The organism is Dyella amyloliquefaciens (assembly GCF_004296575.1).
In the GTDB taxonomy this organism is placed as follows: Bacteria; Pseudomonadota; Gammaproteobacteria; order Xanthomonadales; family Rhodanobacteraceae; genus Dyella; species Dyella amyloliquefaciens.
Genome location: NZ_SAYT01000002.1, coordinates 143,452 through 170,165 on the forward strand (window position 1 = coordinate 143,452; position 26,714 = coordinate 170,165).

24 protein-coding genes are annotated in these 26,714 nt (G+C 64.0%); 9 read left to right on the forward strand and 15 right to left on the reverse strand.

Annotated elements, in window-relative coordinates; all coding sequences use genetic code 11:
• Window positions 1-2 precede the first annotated feature (2 nt).
• Entirely contained in the window at window positions 3-470 is a 468-nt protein-coding gene (locus EPB08_RS05265) for a hypothetical protein (RefSeq protein ID WP_130618037.1), read from the reverse strand.
• A 358-nt stretch (window positions 471-828) separates the two neighbouring features.
• On the opposite strand from EPB08_RS05265, the gene EPB08_RS05270 reads away from it, so the two are divergent.
• Window positions 829-1,698 (forward strand): FecR family protein, encoded by an 870-nt coding sequence (locus EPB08_RS05270; RefSeq protein ID WP_130618038.1) that lies wholly within the window; start codon window positions 829-831, stop codon window positions 1,696-1,698.
• A 93-nt stretch (window positions 1,699-1,791) separates the two neighbouring features.
• Here EPB08_RS05270 and EPB08_RS05275 read toward each other — a convergent pair whose 3' ends face one another.
• Window positions 1,792-2,022 (reverse strand): hypothetical protein, encoded by a 231-nt coding sequence (locus EPB08_RS05275; protein ID WP_130618039.1) that lies wholly within the window; start codon window positions 2,020-2,022, stop codon window positions 1,792-1,794.
• 120 nt (window positions 2,023-2,142) lie between these two features.
• Between EPB08_RS05275 and EPB08_RS05280 the strand changes: the two genes are divergently transcribed.
• Window positions 2,143-2,370: a hypothetical protein gene (locus tag EPB08_RS05280; protein ID WP_130618040.1), complete on the forward strand. Its 228-nt coding sequence runs from the start codon at window positions 2,143-2,145 to the stop codon at window positions 2,368-2,370.
• A gap of 91 nt (window positions 2,371-2,461) precedes the next feature.
• Here the strand turns inward: EPB08_RS05280 and EPB08_RS05285 are convergent, their stop codons facing one another.
• Window positions 2,462-2,896, reverse strand: coding sequence for a universal stress protein (locus EPB08_RS05285; protein WP_130618041.1), 435 nt, complete (start codon window positions 2,894-2,896; stop codon window positions 2,462-2,464).
• A 236-nt stretch (window positions 2,897-3,132) separates the two neighbouring features.
• On the opposite strand from EPB08_RS05285, the gene EPB08_RS05290 reads away from it, so the two are divergent.
• From EPB08_RS05290 to EPB08_RS05305, 4 genes are all read left to right on the forward strand, one after another.
• Window positions 3,133-3,570, forward strand: coding sequence for a universal stress protein (locus EPB08_RS05290; RefSeq protein WP_130618042.1), 438 nt, complete (start codon window positions 3,133-3,135; stop codon window positions 3,568-3,570).
• A gap of 131 nt (window positions 3,571-3,701) precedes the next feature.
• On the forward strand, window positions 3,702-4,298 hold the full coding sequence (locus tag EPB08_RS05295; RefSeq protein ID WP_130618043.1) for a GNAT family N-acetyltransferase: 597 nt from the start codon (window positions 3,702-3,704) through the stop codon (window positions 4,296-4,298).
• Window positions 4,295-5,149 carry a universal stress protein gene (locus tag EPB08_RS05300; protein WP_130618044.1) on the forward strand — a complete coding sequence of 285 codons (855 nt, stop codon included), beginning with the start codon at window positions 4,295-4,297 and terminating at the stop codon, window positions 5,147-5,149. Before EPB08_RS05295 ends, EPB08_RS05300 begins: the two co-directional genes overlap by 4 nt.
• 80 nt (window positions 5,150-5,229) lie before the next feature.
• The gene (locus EPB08_RS05305; protein WP_229238232.1) at window positions 5,230-6,633 is read left to right on the forward strand and encodes an MBL fold metallo-hydrolase; all 1,404 of its coding nucleotides are present in this window, start codon (window positions 5,230-5,232) and stop codon (window positions 6,631-6,633) included.
• A gap of 77 nt (window positions 6,634-6,710) precedes the next feature.
• Here EPB08_RS05305 and EPB08_RS05310 read toward each other — a convergent pair whose 3' ends face one another.
• From EPB08_RS05310 to EPB08_RS05320, 3 genes are all read right to left on the reverse strand, one after another.
• Window positions 6,711-9,002 (reverse strand): TonB-dependent receptor, encoded by a 2,292-nt coding sequence (locus EPB08_RS05310; protein ID WP_130618045.1) that lies wholly within the window; start codon window positions 9,000-9,002, stop codon window positions 6,711-6,713.
• Window positions 9,003-9,181: 179 nt separating this feature from the next.
• Entirely contained in the window at window positions 9,182-9,523 is a 342-nt protein-coding gene (locus EPB08_RS05315) for a DUF2946 domain-containing protein (RefSeq protein ID WP_130618046.1), read from the reverse strand.
• A gap of 180 nt (window positions 9,524-9,703) precedes the next feature.
• Window positions 9,704-10,195, reverse strand: a complete 492-nt coding sequence (locus EPB08_RS05320) for a MarR family winged helix-turn-helix transcriptional regulator (RefSeq protein ID WP_130618047.1) — start codon at window positions 10,193-10,195, stop codon at window positions 9,704-9,706.
• A gap of 86 nt (window positions 10,196-10,281) precedes the next feature.
• On the opposite strand from EPB08_RS05320, the gene EPB08_RS05325 reads away from it, so the two are divergent.
• Entirely contained in the window at window positions 10,282-12,315 is a 2,034-nt protein-coding gene (locus EPB08_RS05325) for a M13 family metallopeptidase (RefSeq protein WP_130618048.1), read from the forward strand.
• A 143-nt stretch (window positions 12,316-12,458) separates the two neighbouring features.
• A complete protein-coding gene (locus EPB08_RS05330) occupies window positions 12,459-13,205 on the forward strand; it encodes a 2OG-Fe dioxygenase family protein (RefSeq protein WP_130618049.1) in 747 nt (248 codons plus the stop codon).
• A gap of 156 nt (window positions 13,206-13,361) precedes the next feature.
• Here EPB08_RS05330 and EPB08_RS05335 read toward each other — a convergent pair whose 3' ends face one another.
• The 9 genes from EPB08_RS05335 to EPB08_RS05370 all read right to left on the reverse strand — a co-directional run bounded on the left by EPB08_RS05335 (window position 13,362) and on the right by EPB08_RS05370 (window position 25,347).
• Window positions 13,362-13,916 (reverse strand): nucleoside 2-deoxyribosyltransferase, encoded by a 555-nt coding sequence (locus EPB08_RS05335; protein ID WP_130618050.1) that lies wholly within the window; start codon window positions 13,914-13,916, stop codon window positions 13,362-13,364.
• A 117-nt stretch (window positions 13,917-14,033) separates the two neighbouring features.
• Window positions 14,034-14,183 (reverse strand): hypothetical protein, encoded by a 150-nt coding sequence (locus tag EPB08_RS21020; RefSeq protein WP_165418411.1) that lies wholly within the window; start codon window positions 14,181-14,183, stop codon window positions 14,034-14,036.
• Between the two features lie 224 nt (window positions 14,184-14,407).
• On the reverse strand, window positions 14,408-14,755 hold the full coding sequence (locus tag EPB08_RS05340; RefSeq protein WP_130618051.1) for an FxLYD domain-containing protein: 348 nt from the start codon (window positions 14,753-14,755) through the stop codon (window positions 14,408-14,410).
• A gap of 138 nt (window positions 14,756-14,893) precedes the next feature.
• Entirely contained in the window at window positions 14,894-15,751 is an 858-nt protein-coding gene (proC, locus tag EPB08_RS05345) for a pyrroline-5-carboxylate reductase (RefSeq protein WP_130618052.1), read from the reverse strand.
• 120 nt (window positions 15,752-15,871) lie between these two features.
• Window positions 15,872-19,102, reverse strand: a complete 3,231-nt coding sequence (locus EPB08_RS05350; protein WP_165418412.1) for an amidohydrolase family protein — start codon at window positions 19,100-19,102, stop codon at window positions 15,872-15,874.
• Between the two features lie 46 nt (window positions 19,103-19,148).
• Window positions 19,149-20,468, reverse strand: coding sequence for an amidohydrolase family protein (locus EPB08_RS05355; RefSeq protein WP_205746288.1), 1,320 nt, complete (start codon window positions 20,466-20,468; stop codon window positions 19,149-19,151).
• Entirely contained in the window at window positions 20,458-21,900 is a 1,443-nt protein-coding gene (locus EPB08_RS05360; RefSeq protein ID WP_130618054.1) for an amidohydrolase, read from the reverse strand. The genes EPB08_RS05355 and EPB08_RS05360 overlap by 11 nt, the downstream gene beginning before the upstream one ends.
• Window positions 21,901-21,909: 9 nt before the next feature.
• Window positions 21,910-24,102, reverse strand: a complete 2,193-nt coding sequence (locus EPB08_RS05365) for a TonB-dependent siderophore receptor (RefSeq protein ID WP_130618055.1) — start codon at window positions 24,100-24,102, stop codon at window positions 21,910-21,912.
• A 249-nt stretch (window positions 24,103-24,351) separates the two neighbouring features.
• Window positions 24,352-25,347, reverse strand: a complete 996-nt coding sequence (locus EPB08_RS05370) for an alpha/beta hydrolase fold domain-containing protein (RefSeq protein ID WP_130618056.1) — start codon at window positions 25,345-25,347, stop codon at window positions 24,352-24,354.
• A 534-nt stretch (window positions 25,348-25,881) separates the two neighbouring features.
• Here EPB08_RS05370 and EPB08_RS05375 point away from each other — a divergent pair.
• Window positions 25,882-26,679, forward strand: a complete 798-nt coding sequence (locus EPB08_RS05375) for an AraC family transcriptional regulator (protein WP_130618057.1) — start codon at window positions 25,882-25,884, stop codon at window positions 26,677-26,679.
• The last annotated feature ends 35 nt before the right edge of the window (window positions 26,680-26,714 follow it).

The following is a 26,714-nucleotide window of genomic DNA, read 5'->3' on the forward strand; positions in this document are numbered from 1 at the left end:
TCTTACTGGATGCGGGAACTGCACTCGATCGGATCCTTGCAGTCTCCATTGGCGGCATAGACGCGGGCCGTGCCGTCGGCCTGCGGCGCTACCAGCACCCTGGTGCTCGCGTCCTGATAGACGATATCTCCTTGCGTCTGCCCGGACGCCACCAGCGGCTCCTCGGGCGTAGCCAGTCGCGTGGCATCCACGCCCAGTGGCAACGCAAGGAAGTTTCCGCCTGAGCTGGCGAACGCGGCACGCACCTTTCCGCCGAGATCGTTGATTTGCACGTAGCGGACACCATTCCTTTCGAAGACATAGACATGCCAACGCGGGCTTGCACTGACGTCCGTGGCATTGGGCCATGACTGCCCCAATCCGGAGGCGGGCAAGCCTCCTGCCGCCATGACATTGGCTGACGCCAGCGCCATGACCACCAGACCTGCGGCAACGAGACGTACGAAGCGACGACTTCCTGTGTGCTGCATGAGTATTCCCTCCTTAGCTGGTCCCTGGTCCGAAATGCATTGGATCATGCGAAGCCGGCACCACCGCGAGAACGGCCGGAACCGGCCCATCGAATGTGCCTCACGCACGAGCAGGAACGTAAGTCCTCGATCGGCATCAACCGCACCGGATGCTCAGATTCGTTACGCGCGACGCATTGACCGTCACGGCTCTTTCACGAAAGCCCGGCGTAATGCCTCAATGATTCACGCAACGGTCACAAAGGCGCACTAGCGTCATCGCTGAAACGAATTCACTGGCGCCCCATCCGTGCGCTCCAGTGAATTCGCCACCACGGCAGCACTGCAACCGCCAAGTGCGCCGGACCCAGGGGTGGTCTTGAGCGGATACACCGTGAATCCACCTCGCATGACAACCCAGTCCGCCGCGACCTTACCAACGACACTGCTCCGACACCGCCTGCATGGCTGGGTTGTGCAAGCCATCGCCACACTCATCGTGCTGACCGTCGGAGCGGCCGCAGCGATGACGCCGAGGCCTGGCACCTGGACGATGTACGCGTCGGGTCCGACCGAAGTTCGCAGGGTCACGCTTCCCGATAGCACCCTGGTGCAACTGGATCGGGACAGCGTGCTCGCCGTTCGGTTCGATGCGCAGCAGCGAACCCTTGGCATGCTACGCGGCGGTGCGCTGTTCGATATCGGTCATGACGCAACGCGCCCATTGCACGTGCAATTGGGGGCCAATGTGCTTGAGGACATCGGCACCGTGTTCGACGCGCACCAGTCGGCCGATGGCGGCAACGTAACCGTCGTCAGCGGCCGGGTGAAGATATGGCAGCGGGAGCAGGATGCCGGGACCTCCGCAAACTTCGCTGCCGATGGTCAGCTCATCGCCGACCTGGGCGCTGGACAACAGGCCAGCATGCATCGCGATGGCTCGCTGGATCTCATCGATCATCACGCCGATCTTGGCCTGAGCACCGCCTGGCTGCCGACCGATATTCATTTCGAGCGATGCACCGTGGCCGACGTGGCGCGACGATTCAATGCATACAGCACCCAGCCGCTGCGAATTGAAGATGCCTCCATCGCTGCCATGCGCATCTCTGGCCACTTCCATGCCCGGGACACGGAAGCGTTCCTCACTTACCTGGGAACCTTGCCGGACGTCCATGTCGTTCGCGGATCGGACGATATCCGCGTGACCCGCGCCACACGCAGTGTCCGCAGCCGCGCCCTGCGCTAAGCGAAATCGTGGATGGTCCGCACGACGGTGCATCCACACGCACGCGGAGCATCGACAACGTGGAATTTGCAGGCCGGCAACCGCGGATGCGCCCTAATAGGCACCAGCCTCCAGGCCGGCCATCGATGGGAACGGCGTGTGGCCGCGCGAGGATTCCGTCAGCTCTTCCATCTGGCGACGCGCTTCGCGGATCTGCGTTTCCCCGGCCGGATACCGGCGGAGCTGGGCGCAAAGCAACTCGACCTCCTGCTGCAGCAAGGCATTCTGCTCCAGCAGCTCATCGCAAGCCCGGGAAAGAAGGTCGTTTTCGCGGTCCCGTTCCATGATGCGCACCGCTCGTCGGAGGTGGGATATTTAAGCTGCCTGCGTGGCCGTTAAGCGGCTGTGACCCTTTGGCTAAGGCTTTCGCGCCCAATTCATCGGCACGAGGTGTAGGCTGGACCCATGGCCAAGTCACACGCCGAACTCAATCAGATGCTCGATGCACTGGATGACTTCATTCCCGGCCTGGAGAGCAGCAAGCCCCATGCGGCAGACTTCTGGGATGCCTTCAACAAGCTTGCCCAGGCCGTCCAGGACAACGCCGGACCGGATGATCACGGCTGGGTATGCGAACGGCTGGATGCCATCCAGGTGAAGCACCGCCTCGTGCCGCCCGCCGATCAGATCTGATTTGCATATTGCGACGCAACAGAGATCGCCCGCCCCGCCGGCGGCGAAGTCGCATCGCGCCTCCCGGCGGTCGTCCCTGCCCCACCCCGCCTCAGTGACAGACCAGGACGGGCACGTCGCAGCTGATCATCACCTTGTGCGCGACGCTGCCCAGCAATACGCGCTCGATACCCTGGTGTCCGCGCGAGGCCATCACGATCAGGTCGCAATGATGCTTTGCCGCCGTGGCGACAATGGCGACGTAGGGCCGCAGATCGAACACGAATTCGGTTTCGCAGGGCACGCCTGCGGCGGCGGCCCGCTTGCTGATCTCGTCGAGGTAACTCTGTGCCCGCTCCTTGGCAAGGTCGCTGTACGAATCGCGTGACTGGATCAGTTCGGCCACATACGAAATGGCCGGCAACGGCGGTACGACATGGAGGCCGTACACCCTTGCCCGCAGCCGACCGGCCAGTTCGACACCGGCGTCCACCGCCCTCAAGGCATGCTCGGATCCATCGACCGGAATAAGGATGCTCTGAAACATCGCCGCGCCTCCCTTGGCCTGTCCCTATCCAGTCTAAACAGCGACTGTTTGCGCAATGTGCACACGGATGGCCAAACGCTTTCCTTCCGTGCGGCAGATTGACGCCAGGGTGCCCTGCCCGTCTGCCACAGGACTACGCTGACTACAGGCACCGTCATGACAGGCGTTGCACAAGGCATAGGCGACGCTAGATGTCATTTCCTTTCGCCGCTGGCGCGGCTTGCAGCGAGGCATCCATGTTCAAGCACATCCTCATTCCGATCGACGGCTCCGATCTTTCCAGGCGCGCCGCCGAAAAGGCCATCGAACTGGCCAAGCTGTGCCAGGCCAGGATAACGGTCCTGCATGTCATTCCTCCCTTTCAGACCATTGCGTACATGGGTGCGTTACTGGCCGCCACAGAATTCGCCTACAACGAACAGGCCAAGACGGATGGCCAGCAATACCTCGCGGACATCCAGGCACTGGCGGAGGCCGCCGGCGTCCCCTTCGCCGGCGAAGCGGACTTTGGCGAGCACCCCAACGAAACCATCCTTGGCGTCGCGAAGGCGAAGCAATGCGACCTGATCGTGATGGGTTCGCATGGGCGCCGCGGCATGACGCGCCTCCTGCTAGGCAGCGAAACGCAAAAGGTCCTGCTGGGCAGCGAAGTTCCCGTGCTGGTCTGCCAATGAACATGGCGGGCGGTTGATTCGGTCCGCTCGCCCGACATGGGTGCGAATGCCCTCTTTGCAGTCGCGCCAACCGCAATAACCGCCAGGACATGGAGCCCGGCCTGGCGAATCATCATCTGCCAGGAGGATTTATGTCCTTTGCTACCCATGCCCCCGAGATCCGCCTTGTCCCCTGCACCCTGGGCAAGGCACGCCTGAACGCCTTCGCGGAGTACCACGAGGTCCTGCGCAACGGAGCACCCGTGCTGATCCGCCCGTTGCGTGCCGACGATCGCCAGTTGGAGACGGATTTCATACGCAACTTGTCCCCGGAAACGCGACGCCAGCGATTCCTGTGCGACTTCAAGCAGCCAAGCGAGGCGCTCATCGACCAGATGATGGACGTCGACCACGACCGACGCCTGGCATTCATCGCCCTGGTACGTGTCGAAGGCGAGCTTCGCGAGATCGGGGTGGCCCGTTACTGCGCCACACTGGACGAGGGCGCCTGCGAGTGCGCGATTACGGTTGCCGACGCATGGCAACACCTGGGGCTGGGCGTGCTGCTGATGCGTCATCTGATCGACGAAGCCGAACGCCACGGGTTCAGGCACATGGTTTCGATCGACGCGGCCAGCAACCTGGCCATGCGCAGGCTGGCGTCGACACTGGGCTTCCAGTGCCGACTGGATCCCGAAGACCCATCGCAAGTCATCCACACGCTCGAGTTGCCGATGCCATCGCCATGAGTGCAACACTTTCCTCGAAACCGCTGGCCGGTGCGCCCACGGACGTTCTGGCGCTGGTGACATCCACTTCACCCTGGAGCCCCGCCGCGATCACTGCCGCGGCACTCGCCGCGACATTCGACGCGAGGCTCACGGGTTGTTACGTTGATGCATCGCTGCGCATGCTTCATGGTGGCGATCCCGACCCTTCAGTCATCGCCCTGCTGCTCGACGTCCCGCATGAGAACGCAGCAGATCGTGACGCGTTCCTCGCCATGGCACGCGAGTCCGGCGTGCACCGGGCCTCGTGGATGGCGGCCAGTTCCGGTATTCCCCAGACAACCAGACAGCTGGGCGCTTGGCATGACCTCATCGTGTTCGAGCGCGACATGATCGACTCAGACAGTGCGTTCGATGTGCTGGGCGAAGTGCTGCTCACCTGCCGGACGCCCTGCCTGCTGCTGCCGCCCGCGTGGTCCGGGCCAGTGCGCATGCAGCGCGTTGCCCTGGCCTGGAACGGAAGCATCGAGTCGATCCGCGCCATCCATGCATCCCTTCCGTTTGCACGCGCAGCCAGCGACGTGTTGCTGCTGGATGGCGAGTCGCCCTCCTACGAGGACGAGCAGCAGCACACGCCCCACTTCGACCCTGCCGCCTATCTCGCCAATCACGGCATCAAGACCCGTATCCACCGAGTACATGCAACGCCAGGCGAGGCAGGTGCGGCCCTCCAGCGTGAAACCGAATCCGCGAAAGCTGACCTGCTGGTGATGGGGGCTTACGGACACTCGCGTGTGCGTGAGCGCGTACTCGGCGGCGCCACGCGCCATATCCTGCAACACATCAACGTGCCAATACTGATGCAGCACTGACCGTCCGACGCCATTCCCACTCGCGGGCTGCCAGGCATCGCCCGGCGACGTGTGCCACGTATCACTGAGGAGCGCCAGTCATGCCCCCGTCGATGTTCTACAGCTGCCACGGCGCGGCGAGACAGGTCACCGGCTCCTGCCATCTGGTCCGATGCGGCGACAGCCAGGTATTGATCGACTGCGGCATGTTTCAGGGCTCACGGGAAGAGGAGCAGGCGAACGCCGAACCTTTTGGCTTTGAGCCGGGCCAGGTGAACGCCCTGCTGCTCACGCATGCCCACCTTGACCATGCGGGACGCATTCCACGCCTGGTGCGCGAAGGTTTCCGCGGCCAGATCCTCGCCACCTCGGCCACGCGCGACCTCGCCCGCATCGTGCTGCTCGACGCAGCGCGCCTGCAGGAAGAGGATGCCGCCCGCGCCGAACGCAGCAGCCGTCGCCGCAACGAAGCGACCCAGCCGCCGCTCTACACGCTGGAGGACGCCTTCAACGCACTCGAGCTGTTTGCTGACCCGGTGGGCTACGGAGAAACCGTCGACGTCGCGCCCGGAATCCAGGCGCAATTTCTCGATGCGGGCCATATTCTCGGTTCGGCCAGCATCCTGCTTCAGCTCCGTGATGGCGAACAGGTGCGCAGCATCCTGTTTTCCGGCGATCTCGGCAGTCCGGGGCGCCCCATCCTGCGCGATCCCACGCCGGCACCGCCCGCCGACTTCGTCGTCATGGAAAGCACCTACGGCGACCGCGACCACCGGGCCCTGCCCGATTCGGTGAACGAACTCTACGAGGCGGTGAGCTCCACCCTGGGCCGCGGCGGCAACGTCATCATTCCCACCTTTGCGCTGGAGCGCACCCAGGAAGTGCTGTACTACCTGCACCAGGGCATGCGGCAGCAACGCATCCCCTCGCATACGCCAGTCTTCCTCGACTCGCCGATGGCGATCTCCGCCACCGAAATCTTCCGACGCCACCCGGAATGCTTCGATGCAGAGTTCATCGAGGTGCTGCGAGGTGACGATCCGTTCGCCATGCCGAACCTGCGCTTCTCGCGCGACGCCTCCGACTCTATGGCGATCAACCGCATCGAGGGCGGCGCGATCATCATGGCAGGCTCAGGCATGTGCAACGGCGGACGCATTCGCCATCACCTTCGCCACAACCTGTGGCGGGAAAAGAGCAGCATCGTCTTCGTCGGCTATGCCGCGGAAGGCACGCTGGCCCGCACCATCGTCAATGGTGCGCGACGCGTACAGATCTTCGGCGAAGACATCGCCGTCAACGCGAAAATCTGGACCATCAACGGTTTTTCCGCGCATGCGGGGCGCGATGAGCTGGTGGCGTGGCTCGGCCCGCAGCCACGCCGGGGCGTATTCCTCGTCCACGGCGAATATGAGCGCGGCATGCGCTCGCTTGAAACCTGCCTCACCGGGAAAGGCTACTCGGTACGCCTGCCAGGCAGGCATGAGCCGATCCTGCTCGATTAGCCTTTCTTCGCCCCTGCATGGGCGCACCGATTCCCGACCGCCCGGATTCAATCCCCCGGGCGTCAGGCCGGCACGGCTTACAGGCTCAGCTTCAAGTCCGCCATATACGTCCTCTGCGGGAACGGGTGGTAGAGGTAGTACTTTTCGTTGGTGAAATTGTCCACGCCGAACGAAGCCGCCAGATGATCGTTGATCTGGTAATGCGCGCGCAGGTCGAAGACCCGGAAGCTGTCGAATGCGCCGAACACATGGGCGGTGTTGTCGGTGTTGTCGAGCGTGGAGTACTGCTTGCCGCTGTAGCGCCCCGCCAGGGTGAAGGCCCAGGCCTCGTCGGGTCGGTAAGTGGCCACTGCAGTGGCGCGCCAACGCGGCACGTAAGGCGCATGCTTGCCCTGTGACGTGGTGCCTGCGGAGCTGACGAAACTGTCGTTGGACAGGATGGTGGAGTCGACGAAGGTAATGCTGCCGGAAAGCTCCACCCCCTTCACCAGCACGTTGTCCTTCTGCGCCACCAGCTCCACGCCACGATTGCGCAGCTCGCCCACGTTCATCACGTAGGTCACCGGCACTGCCACGTTCGGTAGCGTCGACGTCTGCGAAATCAGCGCCTGCCGCGTGTTTTCCTGGAACAGCGACAGCCGCAGCAAGCCCTGGTCGATCGCGTGCTCGACGGCCAGCTCCCCACTACGCACGGTCTCGGGCCTCAGGTCGGGATTGGGCACGCTGTAGGTCGAGCCGGTGGACACCAGCTGGTACAGCTCGCCTACAGTGGGAAAACGCACGGCCTTGGCGAGCGAGCCGGTCACACGCCAATCCGGCGTCACGCTCCACTGCAAGGTAGCTTTCGGCGAGAACGCATCCGCCTTCTCCTCCGGCTGGCTCACCGCAGTCTTGCCGCTGTAGTTGTAACCGTCGCTCGCCTTCCACCACTCGTAACGCCCACCCAGCGTCAGCAGCCACGCCGGAGCGAGTTGCCAGGCATCCTGTATCCACAGCGCCTGCGTCTGGGTCTTGCCTCGCCCCGACGAGTACAGCGTTGTGCGGCTGGATGGATCCTGCCAGTCCGCAAGATTGCTGGTTGGATTGTTGAGTTCGTATTGATCGGCGTGCGCGCCGATCGATACTTCGTGTGCGCCACCGTAACCCTGTGGACGCCAGAAGCCGGTCGCATCGACCGTCGTCCATTGCGTGCCGTCGTAGCTGGCCAGTCGGCCATTGGTGGTGAAGTCGGTGCCACTGACGACACCTGCCGGCGACCACTGCCTGTCCTTCAGGAAGTCGTAGTGGGTCAGGACGAAGGAACCGTCGTAGTCGCCCTTGGTATCGGACTTGAGCGACAGCGCCTGCATCAGGTGGTGAGCACTGAGGTCGTAGGTGTTGCTGGCGAATCCGGCCATCTTGCCGTAGGTGGTCGCGCCGGACGCATTGGTCAGGTAGCTATCCACCCCGGACTCGCCGTGATTGCTCCAGTAGCCGACCAGATAGGTCGCACGCCACTGCGGCGTGATGTCGTAAGTGAGCTTGCCATTCAGGTCCAGCATGCGCGTGTGCAGCAGGCCACCCGCGCCGTACACGTTGGCGACCTGCCCCAGCTTGTTGAGCGCGGGGACCGTGCCGCTGGTGCCGGCTGGCGTGGAGGTGCCGGTGATCATGGACAGCGGCTGGCTGAAGCTGTTCGCGGCGTTGGCGCCAAAGAACCAGCCCAGGTCGCCGTTGCGTCCGCCGGCAGTGAGCGTGGTCTGGCTGGTGCTGTAGTTGCCGTGCGTACCGTACAGATCGAACGACTGCACCGCCTCGGTCTGCTTGATGGTGACTTCCGTCTTGTCCGGCATCTTCGTGACAATGCGCATCACGCCGCCCATGGAGTTGCCCGCGTACGCCGCCGAGAACGGTCCATAGAGCATATCGATGTGGTCGATGGCGTCGGGCGACGTGATGCCCCAGCGCGGCGCGCCAATCGTGTTGTTGTTGGCGACCAGCGCCGAGATCGGGATGTCATCGATATATACCAGCGTGCGCGCGCTGGAGTTCACACCCCAGGTGCGGGTCGCCAGCACCGGCTGCGTATCGCCGTAGTTGCGCTTGCGGATGAAGATGCTCGGCAGGTACTTGGCGGCATCCTCCACGTCGACGGCATTGATGGTCGCCTCGACGCGCTCGATCGGGATATTGACCGCCGTGGACGGAAAGCCGGGAGCGGCGAGCGCCGGCGTATCGGCGGTCACGCGGACCGCACCGAGGCTGGTCACCTGACCATCGACCACGTCGGGACCATCGGCGGCCGGCCCACTCTGGGCCAGTGCGATGGAAGAAGCGAGCACGCTCAGCGGCAAGCCGAGTAGCGCGCTACGCAGAAAAGAACAACACATGGCAGGACATCCTTGGGTCACCGGCAACGCAGGGCGATACCGGGATAGCTGCAAGCCATCGCGCATGCGCGGCAACCAGCGTCGCGCATCCAGCGCGACGCATGCCAGCATTTACGAACAGCCTTCCGATACGGGATCCATCACGCGCCGTGGCGCGCCATCCAGTCTGGCGTTTGCAGTCAGGCCTGCGGCGGCCCGCGTGGATTCGCACTCAGCAGCGGCAAGGGCCGCCAGTGCCAGCCCGCCTCGCCCACCGGAGCAAGCGCCGGCAACACGAAGGCAACAGGCGTGGCGAGCGCAGCGCCCGTCAACAGCGGGCTGTGCCCGAGCAGTGCGCAGTAGCCGCATTCGTCGGCATGCAGCGCCGGGGCGTCTGGCGCGGAAGGATGATGCAGGTCGAGTCCGTGCCCCGTACACCAGGCGCCCAGCTCAGGCCAGGCATCCGTCGCAGGCAGCGTCCGGGAGATCGTAGGCGCAGCCACCAGCAGCCACATGGCGGCGATAGCCAGCCATGCAACCAACCGTAGTGGTGTCCTTCGACGGATCAACTGCGTCCCCAACCAAGCCTGGAGTAGGCTCCAGACATCATCTCACGTCCCACCCCTGCGGGACAGCATGAGGTGGCTGTGGCAAGGCGTCACGCAGCCCTACGGCTGGGTGCGTGGATCCGGCCAGGCATAGGCAAAACAGGCTTCCGATGATCAAGCGGAATCACCGCCTCGCTCTGCGGCGATGCGGTCCGAAAAATCCTTCTTGCCGAGCGCGTCCTCGAGACGCCAGAGCGATTCGAATATCTCCGCATCGGCCTCACGCATCAGCCGGCGATACGCCGCCTCGAAAACTGGCCGCACGTCCAGCAATCGCTGTGCCTGGCTCTTTCCCTTGGACGTCAGCCTCACGATGGTGCGCCGCCCGTCCTTCGGGTCGGAGCGCGTATCGACCAGCCCGAGTGCCTTGAGCTGCTTTACCGCCTTGATGACGAACGGGTGGGACTGTCCGATCGCCGCCGCAATGTCCGTGATCGACTGGGGGCCGCGTTCGAACAACAGATGCACCGACGACACCAGGCGCGGGGGAACCAACAGCCCCAGCTCCGGAAAAATGTCATCACAGGTATCGATGAAACGGTTTGCCAGCCGCCTCAGGACGTGCGGAAGGAAGATGAGACCCTGGGAGTGGATGAAGTCATTCATGTCTGGAATTTAGCCGGAAACTCTCCGCCTTGCACCCTTATATGTCACATGTTACGTTTCATTGAACATATTTAGGGGGATTGGCGATGCGTTGGCTCTTCCTGCGTTCGGCCCTGCTCTGCCTCGGCGCCATCACGTCCAGTGCCATGGCCGCGCCCAGATCGGAGCCACCGTCCGGCGTCGCCGAGGCCGACATCGATCGCCATGTTGCGCCGCAGGAGGATTTCTATCAGTTCGCCGTGGGCGGCTGGATCAAGCGCGTCAAAGGCCCCGCCTATATGCCGGGCTGGAGCGCAGGCAGGGAGCTGCAACTCGGCATCTATGAGGCGCTGGACAAGGACGTGCAAGGACTGGCGAGCGCATCGGGCGCGACCGCCAACGAGCGCAAGCTGGCGGACATCTACACCAGTTACATGGATACCGCGCGCATCGACGCGGCCGGCCTGCAGCCGCTTGCGCCCTATCTCGCGCGGATCGATGCCGCTGCCACGCCCGACGATGTCCTGAAGATCATCGCGATGCTCTCCGCCCAGGGGCTGGACGTGGGCATCGGCACCTGGGTGCATCCCGATGACGAAGATCCTCATCGCTACCTCGCCGACTTCGTCCAGTCCGATCTTGGCCTGTCCGAGCGGGACTACTACCTGAGCGCGGAGCCTCGGTTCGCGACCGTCCGCGACGCCTATGTGCGCCATGCCGAACGCGTGCTGGCACTTTCCGGGCTTGCGGACGCCGCCTCGAAGGCCAGCGCCGTGGTGGCACTCGAAACCCAGATGGCAAGGGCGCAGTGGACGCAGGTCGCCACGCGCGTGCCCGGCGCCACCTCGCATCGCGAAAGCCGCCCTCAACTGGCCTCGACCTTCCCCGGGATGGACCTCAGCCTGTTTGCGGATGGCATCGGCATACCTGCGGCCGTCACCCGTTTCAACGTCAGCGAACCGGACTACTTCGCAAAGTACGGCAAGCTCCTCAGTCAAGTTCCTGTTCCCACCTGGCGCGCTTACCTGCGACTACGGCTGATCGACCATCTCGCACGCTTCCTGCCGCAACCCTATCGCGACGAGGCCGATCGCTTCTTCAGTGGAACCGTGTACGGCACCACGGCGAGTCGACCGCGCTGGCTGCGCGCCATGGGCGTGCTCGAGGACGCCATGGGTGACGCACTGGGCCAGCTCTACGTGCAGCGTCATTTTCCGCCCGAAGCGCAGGCGCGGGCGCGCACCGTGCTCGACCATGTCATCACGGCCTTCCGTCAGCGCATCGAGGCTTCCGACTGGTTGAGCGACACCAGCAAGCACGGCGCCCTGTCCAAGCTGGATCACCTGGTGATACGCATGGGCGCACCGGATCACATCCGCGACTATTCGAGCCTGGTGACCCGCCCCACCGACGCAGTCGGAAACTGGATGCGAGCGCGTGCGCTGCTGGCTCGCCTCGAGATCGACAAATTGGGCCGCCCCGTCGACCGCGAAGAGTGGACCATGTCGCCGCAATCGGTGAACGGCTACTACTCGGTCAGTCGCAATCAGGTCGTGCTGCCGGCCGCGCTGCTGCAGCCACCTTATTTCCAGGCGGGTGCCGACGATGCCGTCAACTACGGAGGGCTGGGCTTCTTCATTGCCCATGAGTTGACCCATGCCTTCGACCGCGCGGGTAGCCAGTACGACGGCCTCGGCAAGCGAGTCGAATGGATGACGCCTCAAGACCGTGCCGAATTCGAACGCCGCGCACATGCATTGATCGATCAATACAACGGTTACGAAGTGGCGCCCGGCCAGCACCTCAACGGTGAACTGAGCATCGGCGAGAACATCGCCGACAACTCCGGCCTCGCGATCACCTACGACGCCTACCTCATCTCACTCCAGCATCAACCGGCGCCGGTACTCGATGGCTTCACCGGCGCGCAGCGATTCTTCCTGGGTTTTGCGCGAATCTGGGCATCGGAGCCGATCAAGACACCGGCGGGTATCACGCAGGCACTGGCCGACACCCACGCGCCGGATCCTTTTCGCGTGATCGGCGCCGCTTCCAACCAGGACGTGTTCTATCAAGCCTTCAAGGTCAAGGAAGGCGACCCGATGTTTCTTCCACCCGCCAGGCGCACGCGACTCTGGTAGCGAGGATGCTCACGAACATGATGGCGACTGCCATCCCAAAGGTGGCGCAACACCTGGCGCATGAGTCCGCCCCATGAAACCTGGGCGCAGGCATCAATGCGCAACATGCCGCCTCGATGCCCGCGATTACTTATGATGGGACCATGCACAACCAAGCCAGCCCGCTTTTCCAGACCATCATCGACCAGGTGCGCTCACCCGGCTTTGCCTTCGTACACGGCGACGACATGCGGCAACTGCTCGCCTCGGCGGGTGAGCTGACAGACTGGGACAGCTTTGTCGAAAGCTGGAACCAGCTGGAGCCCGATGCCTATCTGGCCGCCAAGGGACGGTTTCGCCGCAGGCGCCACGCGACGTTTTCGGCCACCGCCGATGGTCCGGTGACACCTCAGCCTCATCAGGCGCACTTCCAGAGCCTGCAGTACAACGTCCTGCAAGGCGATATCCAGCGCTGGTTCGCGCCGGTCACCGACGCCATCGTCGGCAGTATCACGTTGCACACCATCCTCCGCTTCTGCCAGCAACTCTTTGGCCAGGTGGCACCACCTGCACACCGCTGGCACATCGAGGTGCATCAGTTTCGCATCGAGGCCACGGCAGACACGGCCGGCGAGCCCACGCCGGAAGGAAGCCATCGCGATGGCGTGGACCATGTGCTCGTCCTGCTGGTGAACCGCCAGAACATCGCCAGTGGCACGACCACCATCCACACGCCGGATGGGCGACAGCTGGGGGACTTCACGCTGACGCATCCGCTGGATGCCGCACTGATCGATGACCACAGCGTCTATCACGGCGTGACGCCGGTGCGCCCGCTCACTCCGAACGAGCCCGCCTTTCGCGATGTGCTTGTCGTGACGTTCAAGGGCGCGGCGACCGAGTCAACCTGATTCGATAGTCGGACCTGGCACATCACCCCGACGGATGGCGCCCCGTTCCGAAGCAAACATGGGCGTGATGGGGTGTTGCGTATCCGACATCGACGCCCCTCGCATCCCATGCGTGGACGAATCAAGGTCGACGGATCTCTCTTGCGCAGCAAATGCTCAGGCCTCCTGGCCGCAGCCATCCCCGGCAGATCGCAGATAACCCTGAACCTCCGGGGAGGACAGCAGCGATGATAGATCCGGATAAAGTCCGTCCAGCGAGTGGTGAATCATGAGGTTGTCGAACAAGCCGAAATTCTCGATGAGCATGCCTTCCTGATCAACCCAGTCCGCTCCTTGAACGGGCTTTTTCGGGCTGACCCGGGCCAGATAATGGGACGCCATCGATGAGTAGGCGAAGACCCTTTTTCCTTGCGCAAAGGCGTATCCGATCTCCCACACCGTACCGACATCCGCCGAAGGTCCCCGGAAGGGCTCAAGATTGGCAAACACCAGATCGGCTCGATCGATCAGGGCGACATTCTTCCGGAAGATCCGCAGCGACAGAGCCTCTTCAGACTGAGCCCCTGGTTCATCCCCAGGCTCGTTGTTGTCGGCAGGAATCAACGACTCCACGCCGTACCGTAGGCACAGCGCGCGTATTTCATCGGCTTTTTCCTGGGCGTTCTGCAGAAACACATCAGGGCCAGCCATATAGGCTTTGATCGAATTCATAGGAACAGGAAGACAGGTGGTCGCGTGACTCGATCCAGCCGCGGCATCACGCCCGGCAGGCTGCCCGACAACGGCAGTCGATGTTATCGACGCTCAGGTGAAATCCATCTCGACGCGCTATTTTCCGCCGAGCTTCTTCACGCGCGCAGCGGCTGCGGGTTTTGCACGCCCGCCACGCTCGGCCGGCTGCCTTACCTTGAGGCGCTCCGGCGTGCTCACGGCCACCTCGATGGCGCCATCGGACACCCGCGAAACCGTCAGTCTCACGCCGATGGTTTCGGACCTTTTGGGCTGCAGGCGAGGTACTTTGAGCATAGGGATCCCTATCGATGGGGCACGAAAGCGCCCGAGCATAAGGAGAGCCCGAGGTCACTCCATTGACCTGGATCCAAACAGAATCAAAAAATTTGCGTCAGGCGGATGCGCCGCTCCGCGCTACCAGACCAGGCAACGGAAGCGTCACGAGCCGCGTACAGATGCCCCGTCAGCGCTTATTGCGCCTCGACCTTTAGCAGCCGTGCGCGGCTGACGTTGCCTCGTGCGAGGGCGTGGAATTTCCACGTCTGCCCCGGCTTGAGGTTGTGCACCTCGTCGGTCGCACGACCAATCGCGCGCCCCTTGGCATCGAACAGGCGGAAGCTGACTCGTGCCGTGTGAACCCGCACGCGGCCGGTATTGGAAAGCGTACCCACTACCCTGTTGCGGCCGGGCTTCACATCGCGTTCGACGCGGTAGGAGCCGACGCGCACGGCGTGCGTGGGCGATTTGCCGGCCCATGCGGCAGGCGAAGCCAGGCCGCAGGCGAGCGCGGCAAACAGCGTAATGGTGCGGAGATTCATCGGGTGATTCGAGAGGGCATGAATGGGGGGCGGCAAGCTTAACCGTGGAACGGGCCAGGTTCACTGCTTGCCGGCGAAGCGCCGACGAAACGGCGAAGATTTCCCCCGCGCCGCGTCGACGCCCCCAGCTTGCGGCACTCAGGTCTCAGCGGATGAGACCGGCGAGCTACCGGAAATGCCCTCATCCAACTCGGCTGCCAGTTCACCGCCACGAAGCGTGGCGGCGGCGACCGCACGGGCAACGACCTGGTCGAAGTGGTCGCCAGCGAAGCTCTCCAGCGCGGCCTGGGTGGTTCCTTTGGGCGAGGTCACGCGCTGGCGCAGCAGCGCTGGATCCTCGCCACTCTCGACCAGCATGCGCCCTGCACCCAGGCAGGCCTGGGCGCTCAGTGATCGGGCGACGTCGCGCGGCATCCCCTGCGCGACGGCAGCCTCTTCCAATGCTTCGACCATGGCAAAGAAATAGGCCGGGCTGGAGCCCGCGATCGCCGTGACGGTATCCATCAGCGCCTCGTCATCCATCCAGCGAGTCAGCCCTACCGCGTCCATCAGCTGCTGGGCCTGCGCACGCTGCTCGGGGCTCACCTTGGTGTTGGCGCACAACCCGGTCGCTCCGGCGCCGATCAACGCTGGGGTGTTGGGCATGCAGCGAACGATGGGCAGGTCGTGGCCAAACCAGCGTTCGAGCTGATCGATGCGGACGCCGGCCGCGATGGAAATCACCAGGGGCCTCCGCACGGCCAGCGTTTCCCTCAGCTCGCCATGGATCAGCGGCATTACCTGCGGCTTCACCACCAGCACCAGCACGTCCGCGTCGGCGGCGGCCGCGCGGTTTTCCTGATGGCAGGTCACGCCGAACGTGGCTTCCAGCTTCTGCCGTGTCTCCGCATGGGGCTCGGCCACGCTGAGGGAACTGGCGGCGACGCCGGTGCGCAGCAGGCCACCGACCAGGCTCTGCGCCATGTTGCCGCCACCGATGAATGCAATCCGGGTCATATCCATTCCTTGCCTTGCAGGGCACAACTCACCAGGCGATCGACCGCGCGACGTGTCGCGAGTCGACATGGGCCAACCGAGGCGGCGTCGGATTCATCCGTGACGCCGCCCTGCCCGGCCTCAATGCGTGGACTGCGAACTACGCTCGTCGCTGTACCACTGTTTCGGGAGCTTGCGTTGCTCTGGATAGATTTCGTCCAGGGTTGCCGCATCGTAAAGGCGCCCGTTCTTCATCACCGCGGAGATCGCCAGCGCATTGCGCACGTCGACCAGGGGATCGCGGTCAAGCACCACCATGTCCGCGAACTTGCCAACCTCCAGGCTGCCGATCTCGTCCTGCCGACCGATCGTCTCGGCGGAGCCCATGGTCGCCGCGTACAGCACTTCATGCGGGGTCATGCCGCCGGCAGCGTGGGCCTGCATCTCCCAGTGGATGCCGTAGCCAGGCACTTCGCCATGCGAGCCCATGCCCACCAGGCCACCCGCCCGCTGGCTGCTGGCCGCGCCGGCTGCGATGTCGCCGAACACATACTGGCCCGGTGCATACCAATGGCGTCGAGAGAACTTCTTCTCTTCCAGCAGTGGCGGCGAGAAGTGCTGCAGCTTGGCATCCGTCTGCGGAAGGTCGCGTTCGATGAAATAGTTCTGCGCCGGCGGGCCGCCGTGCGAAATCTGCAACGTGGTGGTGTAGCTCACGCGCGTCTGCACCAGCAGCTGGATGACGTCCTTGTAGAGCGGCGCCGCCGTCAGCGCGTGCTCGTTGCCGGCGAAGCCATCGATGATCTGGGTGAGATCGAGCTTCATGTCCAGCGCGCCTTCCGTCGTCGGCTGCAGGCCGAGTTCGTGCGACGCCATGACCACCCATTCGCGAACGCGGCGGTTGCCGGTGCGGTATTCCTTGAGGTTGTGCGTCCGGTACGCATCGGGATAGCGCGCAAGCAACGCACGCACCTGATCCAGGCTGGTGAAGTCGTTATACGAAAAGACTGCCGGCCCGGTCGAATAAACACGCGGCCCGAGCGAGAGTCCGGCGTTCAACATGTCCTGGTAGGCGAGCATGTCGATCGACAGCGGTGACGGATCCAGGCCCGCGGTCTTTCCATAGGCCAGGTCGGTCAGGTAGCTCCAGTTCTGCATGTCCAGCACGCCACGACGGACTTCCGCCCAGTGGTCATGCGTATCGATGAAGCCCGGCACCACGAACTTGCCCGACAGGTCGCGCACGACCGCACCCTTGGGCACCTTCACTTCGCCACGCTTGCCGATGGCCGCGATGCGGTTGTCGATGACGAGGATGTCGGCATCCTTCAGCACTTCGTTGCCGTGCATCGTCACCGCCGTCGCGCCACGCAGCACGATGGTTGCGTGCGGGACGTCGCGCGGCACTTCGACCACGGCGGGGTAAGCCTCTACGCCATCCTTGCCGGGACGCGGATTGGCGCCCTTTCCGGCTTCGCCTGCGCGATCCATGGCGATATCCGCCAGCGGCTGGCGATACAGCGTGGAGCCCATCGCCCAGAACACGCTCTTGCCGCCGTCAGCCCAGCCGAAGAAGTCGGCGCCGGCATCGGTCAGCCTCCGGTGCGCCAGCGGCGGCGCGGCGAGATCGACCGTCTGCCCCTCCTTCTCGGGCATGCGCAACAGGAACAACTGCTGCACCGTCTGCACCAGCACGTAGCGGCCATCCGGGCTCAGGCGCATGTCGTCGACCGGCACCCGTCCCTCCTGGAAGTAAAAGCCCGGGCCGGTGGCGGCAACCAGCTTCCGCTTGCTTGAGCCATCGAGCTTGACCGCGACCAGGCCCTCGTCGAAGACCACATTCACTTCGGAAGTGTTGCCGGCAAAATGCGGCACGCCACCCATGCTGCCGTGTGCCAGCACCTTCGCCTCGCCACCGCTCGCCGGCAGCAGGACCAGATCGGCTTCACGCAGCGGACCGTATTCCATGTAGGTGCGCATGCGCTCGGTGTTGCTGGAACGTTGCGCGACCAGATTGCGACCATCCGGCGTGAACACGGGATTGGTGTAGTACGCGGCAGCGGGCGCGATGCTCTTCGGCACGCCGCCGTTCGCATCGACGCGCCAGATCTGGCCGCTGTCCGCCGCTCTCCAGGTGATATAGACGATGGTCTTGCCGTCCGGCGACCACGACGGTTGAAATGCCGCCTGGTCAGCCGGGCTCAATGCGCGAGGCCGTGCATTCGCCGTCAGGTCCATCGTGTAGATGCGGCCCAGCGCCGAGAACGCCATGTGCTTGCCGTCCGGCGAAAGCGCCGGCGCCTGGATCAGCCGTGCCCTGACCGGGCCGGTTCCGTCCTTGAAGGACTGGCGCAGGGAGGGACCGACGCCGAGATCGACATGCGCGTGGAACGGGATCACCACCGCCTTGCCGCTGGCCATGTCAATCCGGTGGATCTTGCCCTCGTAGGCGGCGATCAGCGAACGCCCGTCCGGCATGAATGCATAGCCCGGGATCAGATCGCGCGTCGACAGGCCCTCCTGGTCATCGTGCTGCACCATCCGGATCAGCTCGCGATCCGCGCCACTGGCGAGGTCGCGCACACGCAGCTCGGCCTTGCCCTCGGCGCGGATGGCGTAGACAAGGCTCTTGCCATCCGGCGACAGGGCCGGACGCATGGCACTGCCCTGGTCCGTAATGATGGTGTCGCTGCTGCCGGTGCTGAGGTCACGACGTTCGATGCTCCACATCGGGAGCGTCATGTCTTCGTCGAACGTTCCATAGCGGCCGGCCATATACAGCGTGTGGCCATCGCGTGCCGCCACGACGCCCAGGGCGCTGTAGCGCTCATCCTTTGGCTGCGCGTCGTAGCTCTTGCCGTGCGTAACGCGCTCGCCCTTGCCGTCGCCATCGATCGCGAATCGCCACACCTCATAGGCCGTGAGGTCGGAGTGGAAGATCGAGACGAAGATCGTGCGCCCGTCCGCGGACCAGGTCGGCGAGGTGAACACCGCATTGTCGTCGAAACGGGAAATCTGCCGGGGATGCGAGCCGTCCTTGTCGGCAATCCAGACATTCTCGTTGCCGGAACGATCGCTCACGAAAACGATGTGCGCACCATCGGGCGCGTACCGCGGCTGCGAGTCAAAAGGCAGTCCCTGCGTGATCGGGGTCGCCGTACCACCACCGATGGGCAGCGTGTACAGATCGCCCAACAGGTCGAACACGATGCTGCGACCGTCCGGCGCCACGTCCAGCGAGACCCAGGTGCCCTCGTCGGTATCGAAGCGGACATGCCGCGCCGGCGTCAGGGGCAAGGCGTCGTCGGACGCAACAGCAAGTCCGCTGACGAGGCAGCACACGACGAGCAACAGCAATCGATTCAGGCGCATGACATCACGTTTCCAGCAGTGAACATTATCAACAACACACGGCGCATCAGGGACGGTAGGCAGCCGGCCAGCGGTCTTGCGCATGCGAAGGCGCATAACGATCGCGCAGCAGCGACTGATGCGTCACCCGCCCCGCCTGCACGCCGCGAACGAATACGACGTCAGCCGCCGTGGACGGCTCCAGCGGATCGCCATCCCATACCACGAGATCGGCGTCCTGCCCCCGCGCCATGCTGCCGTAGTGATCGGAAATATCAAAGATGTGCGCGGGATTGACCGTCAACGCCTTCAGTGCCTCGGCATACGGAAGACCGCTCGCCACCGCCAGGCCGGCGCCCTCACGCACGGCGGAGCCGGCATTGTGACTGAGCTGAATGGTGTTACCCGAGACGCTGAAGGCGATGGTCACGCCGGCCTTCACCAGCATCGCCGCATTGCCTGCACGGGAGCCAAGGTCATCGAACGTCCAGGGAATATCCGCCTCTGGGTCGAGCACCACGGCAACCTTGTTCGCGGCGAGCAGGTCGGCGCAACGCCAGGCCTCGCTGCCGCCGACCACGATCAGCCGCAGGTGGTAGTCACGCGCAAGCGCCACCGCCTGGCGGATATCCGATTCACGTGTGGCACGTATCGCCAGCGGCATGTGCGTATCGAGCATGGCGCGCAGAGCGGCGATGTTCACGGCGTTCTGCAGCTGATCGCGCGGTACCGCCGCCGACCTGGACGGATTGAAGGTTTTCGCTTCGTCGAAGGCATTGCGCAGCAGCTGCCACTGCGCGCTGCGCGAACCGCCCTCACGCCGGATATCCAGGCCACCCACTCCCGCATACATGGCCGCCCTGGGACGATCGAGAATGTCGCCACCCGGCTGGACACGCAGCACGGCACCCATACCCAGGAAAACCGGGTCCGGCGTAGCCGTGGGGCTGGTCGCCGCGCGCGTCAGCCCGTCGCCAAGCGCGACCGGCAGCAACATCGAGTTCGCATTGAGCCCGTACTGCACGTCAAACGCCGCGCCGAGCGGACCGCGATTCACTCCGTAGTCGCGGGTTTCCGGCAACGAGGACACTTCGACCAGTCCAAGCTGCGTATCCGCGTTCATCAGGCCCGGGGTCACCAGATGCCCCGCCGCGTCGATGACGCGGGCATCGGACGGCGGCGGCGCCCCTCGCGCCACCGACTCGTAGTGGCCATCGCGTATCACGATGGTGGCATCGTCGATGCGGCCGCCACTGGCATCCATCATCGTCCACGCCTGGGCATGGATGATGGCTACAGCGCTTCCGGCCGCCGCATCACCAAACGCAAAGCAAAGCGCCAGGCCCGCGGCGACCATGCATACGAACGACCCGCGCCTATTGGTCATCGCCAACCGCCGCGGGCTTGTCCGACATGCTTGGCTCACCGAGTTCGAAATCCGAACGTGGCCGGCGCGCAGGATCGTTCCGGTCGTAGACCAGCGCACCGTCGATGAAGACCTGATCTGCCTTGGTGTAGACGCTGAAGGGATCGCCTGACCAGAGCACCAGGTCCGCGTTCTTTCCCGGCTCCAGCGAGCCGATCTGCGTGTCCAGTCCGAGGATCTTGGCGGAATTGAGCGTGACCCACTGGATGGCGTGCTCGGCACTGATCTTCAGCCCCGCGCGTCGACCCGATGCCATCGCCTTGCCTGCCTCGAGCGTGAGGCGCTGCCCCAGCCATGGCGAATCGGAATGCAGGGCGACGCAGACGCCCGCCGCATCGACGAATGCCGCGTTCTCGCGGATACCGTCGAGCGCTTCCATTTTGTAGCCCCACCAGTCCGACCAGACCACGGCACAGGTGTGGTTCGCGACGAACAGCTGCGGGATCTTGTACGCCTCGACCGCGTGATGGAACGCCGTGATGTGGAAGCCCTCTTCCTTGGCGAGGTCGAACAGCGTCGCCATGTCATCGGCGCGGTAGCAATGCCAGTGCACGCGGATGTCGCCGTTGAGCACGCCGACCAGCGTGTCTTCCTTCAGGTCATCGTCCGGCCGCTTGTCGCGCTTGCCTGAAAGATAGTCCAGCCATTTTTGCCGGTATTCCGCCGCTTCGAGGAATTCGTCGCGGACACCGGCGACATTGCCCATGCGGCTGCCGGGAAACTTCCCTTTTTCGCCGAACGCATATTTCGGGCTTTCGCCACAGGCCATCTTGAGGCCGTAGGGAGCACCGGGGAATTTCATCGCCTGCACGGTAGTCGCAGGGACGTTCTTCACTATGACGCTGCGGCCGCCGATCAGATTGTTCGAGCCAGGCAGGATCTGCAGTGTGGTGACTCCGCCAGCAAGCGCGCGGGCGAATGAGGGGTCCTGCACGGTGATGGAGTGCTCGACCCAGACGTCGGGCGTCGCCGGCCTGCTGGTCTCGCTGACGTCCGACTCCTCCAGATCCAGGCTGGTGAAGGGAGCGGCGAAGGCACCGTCGTGCGAATGGACGTCGATGATGCCCGGGGTGACCCAGCGGCCTTTGGCGTCGATCGTTTCCGTACCTGCCGGCACGCTGATCGGCGTCGTGCTCAGCGCCACGATCTTGCCGTTGCGCATCAGCAGGTTCGCGTGCTCGAAGCGACGGCCGGCACCGTCGAGCACGGTGGCGTTGACCAGCAAGGTGTCTTGCCGCGGCAGCGGCGTGTAGGTGCTCGGATAGGGATCGCTCAACCAAGGCAATGACGCCTTGTCGTGATCCCGTGGTGCAGGCGCAGCCTCGGCGCGCGGAATCACTTCCGCCGCCGAGGCCACCACGAAGCATGCCAGGATGAACGAGACAAGCTTCATGCGATGCGCTTAGAACCTGCGCGTCAGCGTGAGGTTCACCGCGCGACGCAGGCCGTAGAAGCACTGCGAATCACTGGAACAGCGCGACAGGTACTCGCGATCGAACAGGTTGGCGATGTTGAGCTGGAACAGCCACTTGTCCATCGAGTAGTGCACCGTGGCGTCCCACAGCACGACCGGCGGCGTACGGAAGGCATTCGCCGGGTCGCCATAGCTCTCGCCGACATAGCGCATGCCAAGGCTGGCGCCGAGTCGGCCGCTTGCCTCGGTGTAGTCGACCAGGCCCGACAGCATCTGCTTCGGCACCTGCACCAGCTCCTTGCCCAGATCGGACCCGTTGCTCTTGGTCACCGCGGAATCGGTGTAGGTATAGGCGCCGTTGAAGCTCCACATCTCGTTGAGGCGAGCGACGAATTCGAGCTCGGCACCCTTCACCTCGACCGCGCCCGTCTGCACGCTGAAGAACACGTGTGCCGGATCCGGATCGGGCGTCAGGACGTTCTTCTGCTTCAAATCGTAGAGCGCTGCGGTCAGCAGCATGTTCTGGCCGTTCGGCAGGAAGGTCGGCTGGAACTTGACGCCGGCTTCGACCTGGCTGCCTTCGGTCGGCTTGAACGCATTGCCGCTGAAATCCGCACCAGCCACCGGCTGGAACGACGTCGCGTAGGACACGTAGGGCGCGATGCCGTTCTCGAACAGGTAGTTCAGGCCTGCGCGATAGGTGAACTTGTCATCGGTGGTGCTCTTGCCGAAGTTGTCCGACTCGACGTGGTCGTAGCGGCCGCCCAGCGTCAGCACCCAATGGTCGATCTTGAACTGGTCTTCGCCGTAGAAGCCGGTCTGCTTCTGCACTTCCTGGGTATACGGGAAGAGCGGCGGCGTGGTGATGGCCGCACCGTAGACCGGGTTGAACAGGTCGATCGACGGCGCCACCGCGAAACCGTAAGCCGCGCTATCGGTATAACGGCGATAGTCGATGCCGAAGAGCAACTTCTGATCCAGCTGGCCGGTTTCGACCTTGCCTTCGACACGCGAGTCCACGTTGAACGACTTCACGTTCTCGTTGAACGGGAAGTTGTAGCGATCGACCGTGCGATAGTCAGTCGGCGTGCCATCGGCATTGAGCTCGAGGCCGGCGCCGTAGACCTGCTTGATCTTGACGTCGTTCGAGAAGTACTTGAGGTTCTGCTCGAAGCGCCAGTCTTCGTTGAACTTGTGGCTGAAGTCGTAACCGACGCCGTACTGGTCGCGGGCGAAATGGTTGTAGTCCGGCTCGCCGAGGTTGCGGTTGGTCGGCACCGTACCCAGCGGATTGGGCAGTGCCACGCCGTAGATCGGCAGGAAGCCGCCACCGTCGCCATACACGTCGTCGTGCTGGAAGTAGCTCAGCAGGGTCAGGTTCGTATCGGGCGAGATCACCCAGGTGACTGCCGGTGCGATGTACTGGCGATCGGTGTCGACGCCATCGGTCTGCGTGCCCTTGTCGAACCACACAGCCGTGAGGCGACCCAGGAAGTGACCATCGGCGTCGAGCGGGCCGGTGAAGTCGCCGTTGAGCTGGGCATTGCCGTAGCTGCCGTACTGGGCACCAAGCTCACCACTGAACTGCGCCTCGGGACGACGGCTGGTCAGGTTGATGATGCCGCCCGGAGGCGAAAGGCCGTACACCGTCGACGACGGGCCCTTGAGCACTTCAACGTTCTGGAAGCCGTACAGGTCGAGACCGACGCTGGCGACCGAGCCGATCGGCGCCTGCAGGCCATCGATGTATTCCGGCGGCGTGAAGCCACGCAGTGTCAGCCAGTCGTAGCGCGGGTCCGGACCGTAGTTTTCACCGATCACGCCGGAGGTGTAGCGCACCACCTGGCTGAGGTTCTGCCAATCCAGCAGATCGATCTGGTCGCGCGGGATCACCGTCACCGACTGCGGCGTTTCGATCAGCGGAATCGCCAGCTTGACCGCGTCATTGGTCTGCTTGGGCACGTAGTTCGGCGCACTGACCACCACGCCTTCCAGCTGCTTGGCAGCCTTCTTGTTGGCCGCATCCGTGGATGCATCGGTGCTCTTGGTGTTGTCCGTCTGCGCGTCGACGGGTGCCGAGTAGGCAGCGAACGCAGAAGTGCCGAGTGCCAGCGACACGGCGATATGCAGCAGGCCGCGCTGCCAGGAGCGGTGCGTGCCGGCCGATTCACGAACGATCATAGTTATTCCCCTTCACAGGTACGACAACTCCCATGGACGCCTCCCCCGAGTTTGTCCGGACTGCTGATGAATTCCGTGATGGTCACTCTCGTCCTCTTGCCCTCGCCGTGCATACTCGGCGGGGTCTTTAGTCGTCGCGCTCGGGCCATCGCGCCCGCCGCCGCACCGTTGCGTTCCGGTGTCCGACAGTGACCATCGTCATTTGCTGCTATTTGCCTGAATGCTTCATGGCGAGGCCTGCCCCGCCACTTATTGCTGAAACGACTTCCGCAGCCATGCCGCGCCATCCGCGATGGCCCGCTCGGCGACGTCCGCAATGGACACGGCCTCGAGAAAGCTATGCGTGGCTCCGGCGTACTCGATGAACTGCACGTCCACACCCGCCTGGCTCAGCTTCGCGTCGAAGGCACGACTCTGCTCGGCAAGCACGTCGCACTGTGCGCCGATCACGAAGGCAGGAGGCAAGCCAGCCAGCTCGGCGCGCAAAGGCGACACCAGCGGATTGAGCACCTCCTCGGGACGGACCAGATAGTTGTGCCAGAACGTGGCCATCTCCGCGGTGGTAAGCAGATTGCCATCGGCGCCGAACCCGCTGCTCGCCTCGGGCGAAATCTCGTCGATGAAGCAGCCGTAGATCAGCAGCATGCCGCGCAACGCGGGTCCCGTGCCGGCGTCCCGCAAGAGCAGGCTCGTCGTCACGGAAAGGTTCGCTCCGGCCGAATCGCCGCCAATCGCGAAGCGCTCGGGATCGATGCCCAGCGCGCGCGCCTGGCCGTGCAAGCCGCGGACCGCATCCACGATCTCTTCCAGGGCCTGGGGAAATTTCGCTTCGGGGGACAGGCTGTAATCGATACCGACGACCGTTGCGCCCGACCTCGCGGCCAGTTCGCGCATGATGCGATCGTGCGTATCGAGGCTGAACATCGTCCAGCCGCCGCCATGCAGGTAGATCAACGCCGGAAGCGCTTCATCCCCACCCGTGGGGCGATGAAGCCGTGCCCGGACCGGCCCGTGTCGGGTGGCAAGGCTGATATCGCGCGTCTCCGTCATCACCGGTCCGCCCTGGCGCCACGGCGTACGCACGATCTCGGCGATACGGCGCTTTTCCGTGACGGGCAGCGACGCCACCTCCGGATGCTGCGCCCAGGCTTCCGCCAGGGCAGAAACGAAACGGCGAATCTGCGGGTCAAGCGAATCGCCAACCTGCGTTTCCGGGCTGGTACCGGAAGGTCCAAAGCTTTGCAACGATGCCTCCGAACGGCGTTCTTTTCGGTGATGGCGTGACGGATGGCGCTATGCCTCCGGTGCCGCCTTGCGTGGTTTCAATGTAGCCAACGCCCCGAAATCCGCCATCGAAGATGGATCGTTTATTGTCTTGAGTGGGCCAATCGACCGACCCGGCCCGCCCGGCGTGCAGCGGCCACTCCTTATGTATGTGATGCGATGCGACGAGCACTGCATGGGCCAGGGAATGACCGTCCGGAGGGCGTACCCGCTGGCATGTTTGGCCGCCTAGAGGGCTAGCGTCTCATGCATCTGCGAGCGGCGGCCGCGCCCAGGCGGCGATCGTGACTGCTGGCACTATCAGAATCATTTGCTGGCGAAGCCGCCCGAGCCTGCTGGCCAAATCATTGTTTTCACGTAACTTGCAGGCCTTCCCGGGCGCGCCGACAGATTGCCCGACTAGCTTCCCAAGGCCACGAATTGGCGGTAGGTTGGCGGTTCGTCACAAAACCGCCATAGCCGTACCAGCTGTTCAGCATTGTGCAGAGGCTCCAAATGCAGCGAAGCAAGAAAGGCATCGACTACCAATACGTGCCGCGCCCCATCGCCGTGCTGACGGACGAATACCCTTCGGGTTTCCACGACCCCCTGCATTCCCACCCGCGCGCACAACTCGTTTATGCCATCAGCGGGGTCACTATCCTGACCACGCAGAACGCGAGCTATGTGGCCCTGCCGCAGCGCGCGATCTGGGTGCCGCCCGGCGTCGAACACGAAGTGTTCTGTCGCGGTCGCGTGCAGATCCGCACCCTGTACATCTCGCCGGAAGCCGCGCCCGACCTGCCGCAGTCCTGCCACGTGTTCGAAGTGTCGAACCTGCTGCGCGAACTGATCATCGCCGCGGCTGAGCTGCCCATCGAATATTCACTGGAAGGCACCGAAGCCCACATCATGGCGCTGATCCTGGACATGATCCGCGCCGCGCCGCGCATCCCGCTCTTTGTGCCGATGCCCGCCAACAAGCGCCTGGCCCACGTGTGCAGCACGATTCTTGCCGATCCCGCGCAGGACACCCCGCTTGACGAATGGGCCGATGCGGCAGCCATGGGCCGGCGCACTTTCACGCGTACGTTCCGCCGTGAGACCGGCATGAGTTTCGAGACCTGGCGCAGGCAGGTTCGCCTGATCGATGCGCTTTCGCGCATCGCCACCGGCCACTCGGTGGCATCGGCCGCACTCGATGTCGGCTACAACAGCCCCAGCGCCTTCGCGGCCGTGTTCCGTCGCACGTTCGGCGCACCGCCGACGCATTACGCCGTCACCGAATCAACGCAGGGTTCGCAGATCAGCTGAGCAGATTCCCCGCCGCGTCGCCGTCCCGTACGCCG

Excerpts from the sequence above, each read along its gene's own strand:
- EPB08_RS05295 (WP_130618043.1), top strand. The coding sequence starts at position 3,702 with ATGTCCTTTGCTACCCATGCCCCCGAGATCCGCCTTGTCCCCTGCACC.
- EPB08_RS05305 (WP_229238232.1), top strand. The coding sequence starts at position 5,230 with ATGCCCCCGTCGATGTTCTACAGCTGCCACGGCGCGGCGAGACAGGTC.
- EPB08_RS05325 (WP_130618048.1), top strand. The coding sequence starts at position 10,282 with ATGCGTTGGCTCTTCCTGCGTTCGGCCCTGCTCTGCCTCGGCGCCATC.
- EPB08_RS05300 (WP_130618044.1), top strand. The coding sequence starts at position 4,295 with ATGAGTGCAACACTTTCCTCGAAACCGCTGGCCGGTGCGCCCACGGAC.
- EPB08_RS05355 (WP_205746288.1), bottom strand. The coding sequence starts at position 20,468 with ATGACCAATAGGCGCGGGTCGTTCGTATGCATGGTCGCCGCGGGCCTG.
- EPB08_RS05320 (WP_130618047.1), bottom strand. The coding sequence starts at position 10,195 with ATGAATGACTTCATCCACTCCCAGGGTCTCATCTTCCTTCCGCACGTC.
- EPB08_RS05350 (WP_165418412.1), bottom strand. The coding sequence starts at position 19,102 with ATGCGCCTGAATCGATTGCTGTTGCTCGTCGTGTGCTGCCTCGTCAGC.
- EPB08_RS05280 (WP_130618040.1), top strand. The coding sequence starts at position 2,143 with ATGGCCAAGTCACACGCCGAACTCAATCAGATGCTCGATGCACTGGAT.
- EPB08_RS05290 (WP_130618042.1), top strand. The coding sequence starts at position 3,133 with ATGTTCAAGCACATCCTCATTCCGATCGACGGCTCCGATCTTTCCAGG.
- proC (WP_130618052.1), bottom strand. The coding sequence starts at position 15,751 with ATGACCCGGATTGCATTCATCGGTGGCGGCAACATGGCGCAGAGCCTG.
- EPB08_RS05360 (WP_130618054.1), bottom strand. The coding sequence starts at position 21,900 with ATGAAGCTTGTCTCGTTCATCCTGGCATGCTTCGTGGTGGCCTCGGCG.
- EPB08_RS05340 (WP_130618051.1), bottom strand. The coding sequence starts at position 14,755 with ATGAATCTCCGCACCATTACGCTGTTTGCCGCGCTCGCCTGCGGCCTG.
- EPB08_RS05335 (WP_130618050.1), bottom strand. The coding sequence starts at position 13,916 with ATGAATTCGATCAAAGCCTATATGGCTGGCCCTGATGTGTTTCTGCAG.
- EPB08_RS05275 (WP_130618039.1), bottom strand. The coding sequence starts at position 2,022 with ATGGAACGGGACCGCGAAAACGACCTTCTTTCCCGGGCTTGCGATGAG.
- EPB08_RS05285 (WP_130618041.1), bottom strand. The coding sequence starts at position 2,896 with ATGTTTCAGAGCATCCTTATTCCGGTCGATGGATCCGAGCATGCCTTG.
- EPB08_RS05310 (WP_130618045.1), bottom strand. The coding sequence starts at position 9,002 with ATGTGTTGTTCTTTTCTGCGTAGCGCGCTACTCGGCTTGCCGCTGAGC.
- EPB08_RS05330 (WP_130618049.1), top strand. The coding sequence starts at position 12,459 with ATGCACAACCAAGCCAGCCCGCTTTTCCAGACCATCATCGACCAGGTG.
- EPB08_RS05375 (WP_130618057.1), top strand. The coding sequence starts at position 25,882 with ATGCAGCGAAGCAAGAAAGGCATCGACTACCAATACGTGCCGCGCCCC.
- EPB08_RS05365 (WP_130618055.1), bottom strand. The coding sequence starts at position 24,102 with ATGATCGTTCGTGAATCGGCCGGCACGCACCGCTCCTGGCAGCGCGGC.
- EPB08_RS05265 (WP_130618037.1), bottom strand. The coding sequence starts at position 470 with ATGCAGCACACAGGAAGTCGTCGCTTCGTACGTCTCGTTGCCGCAGGT.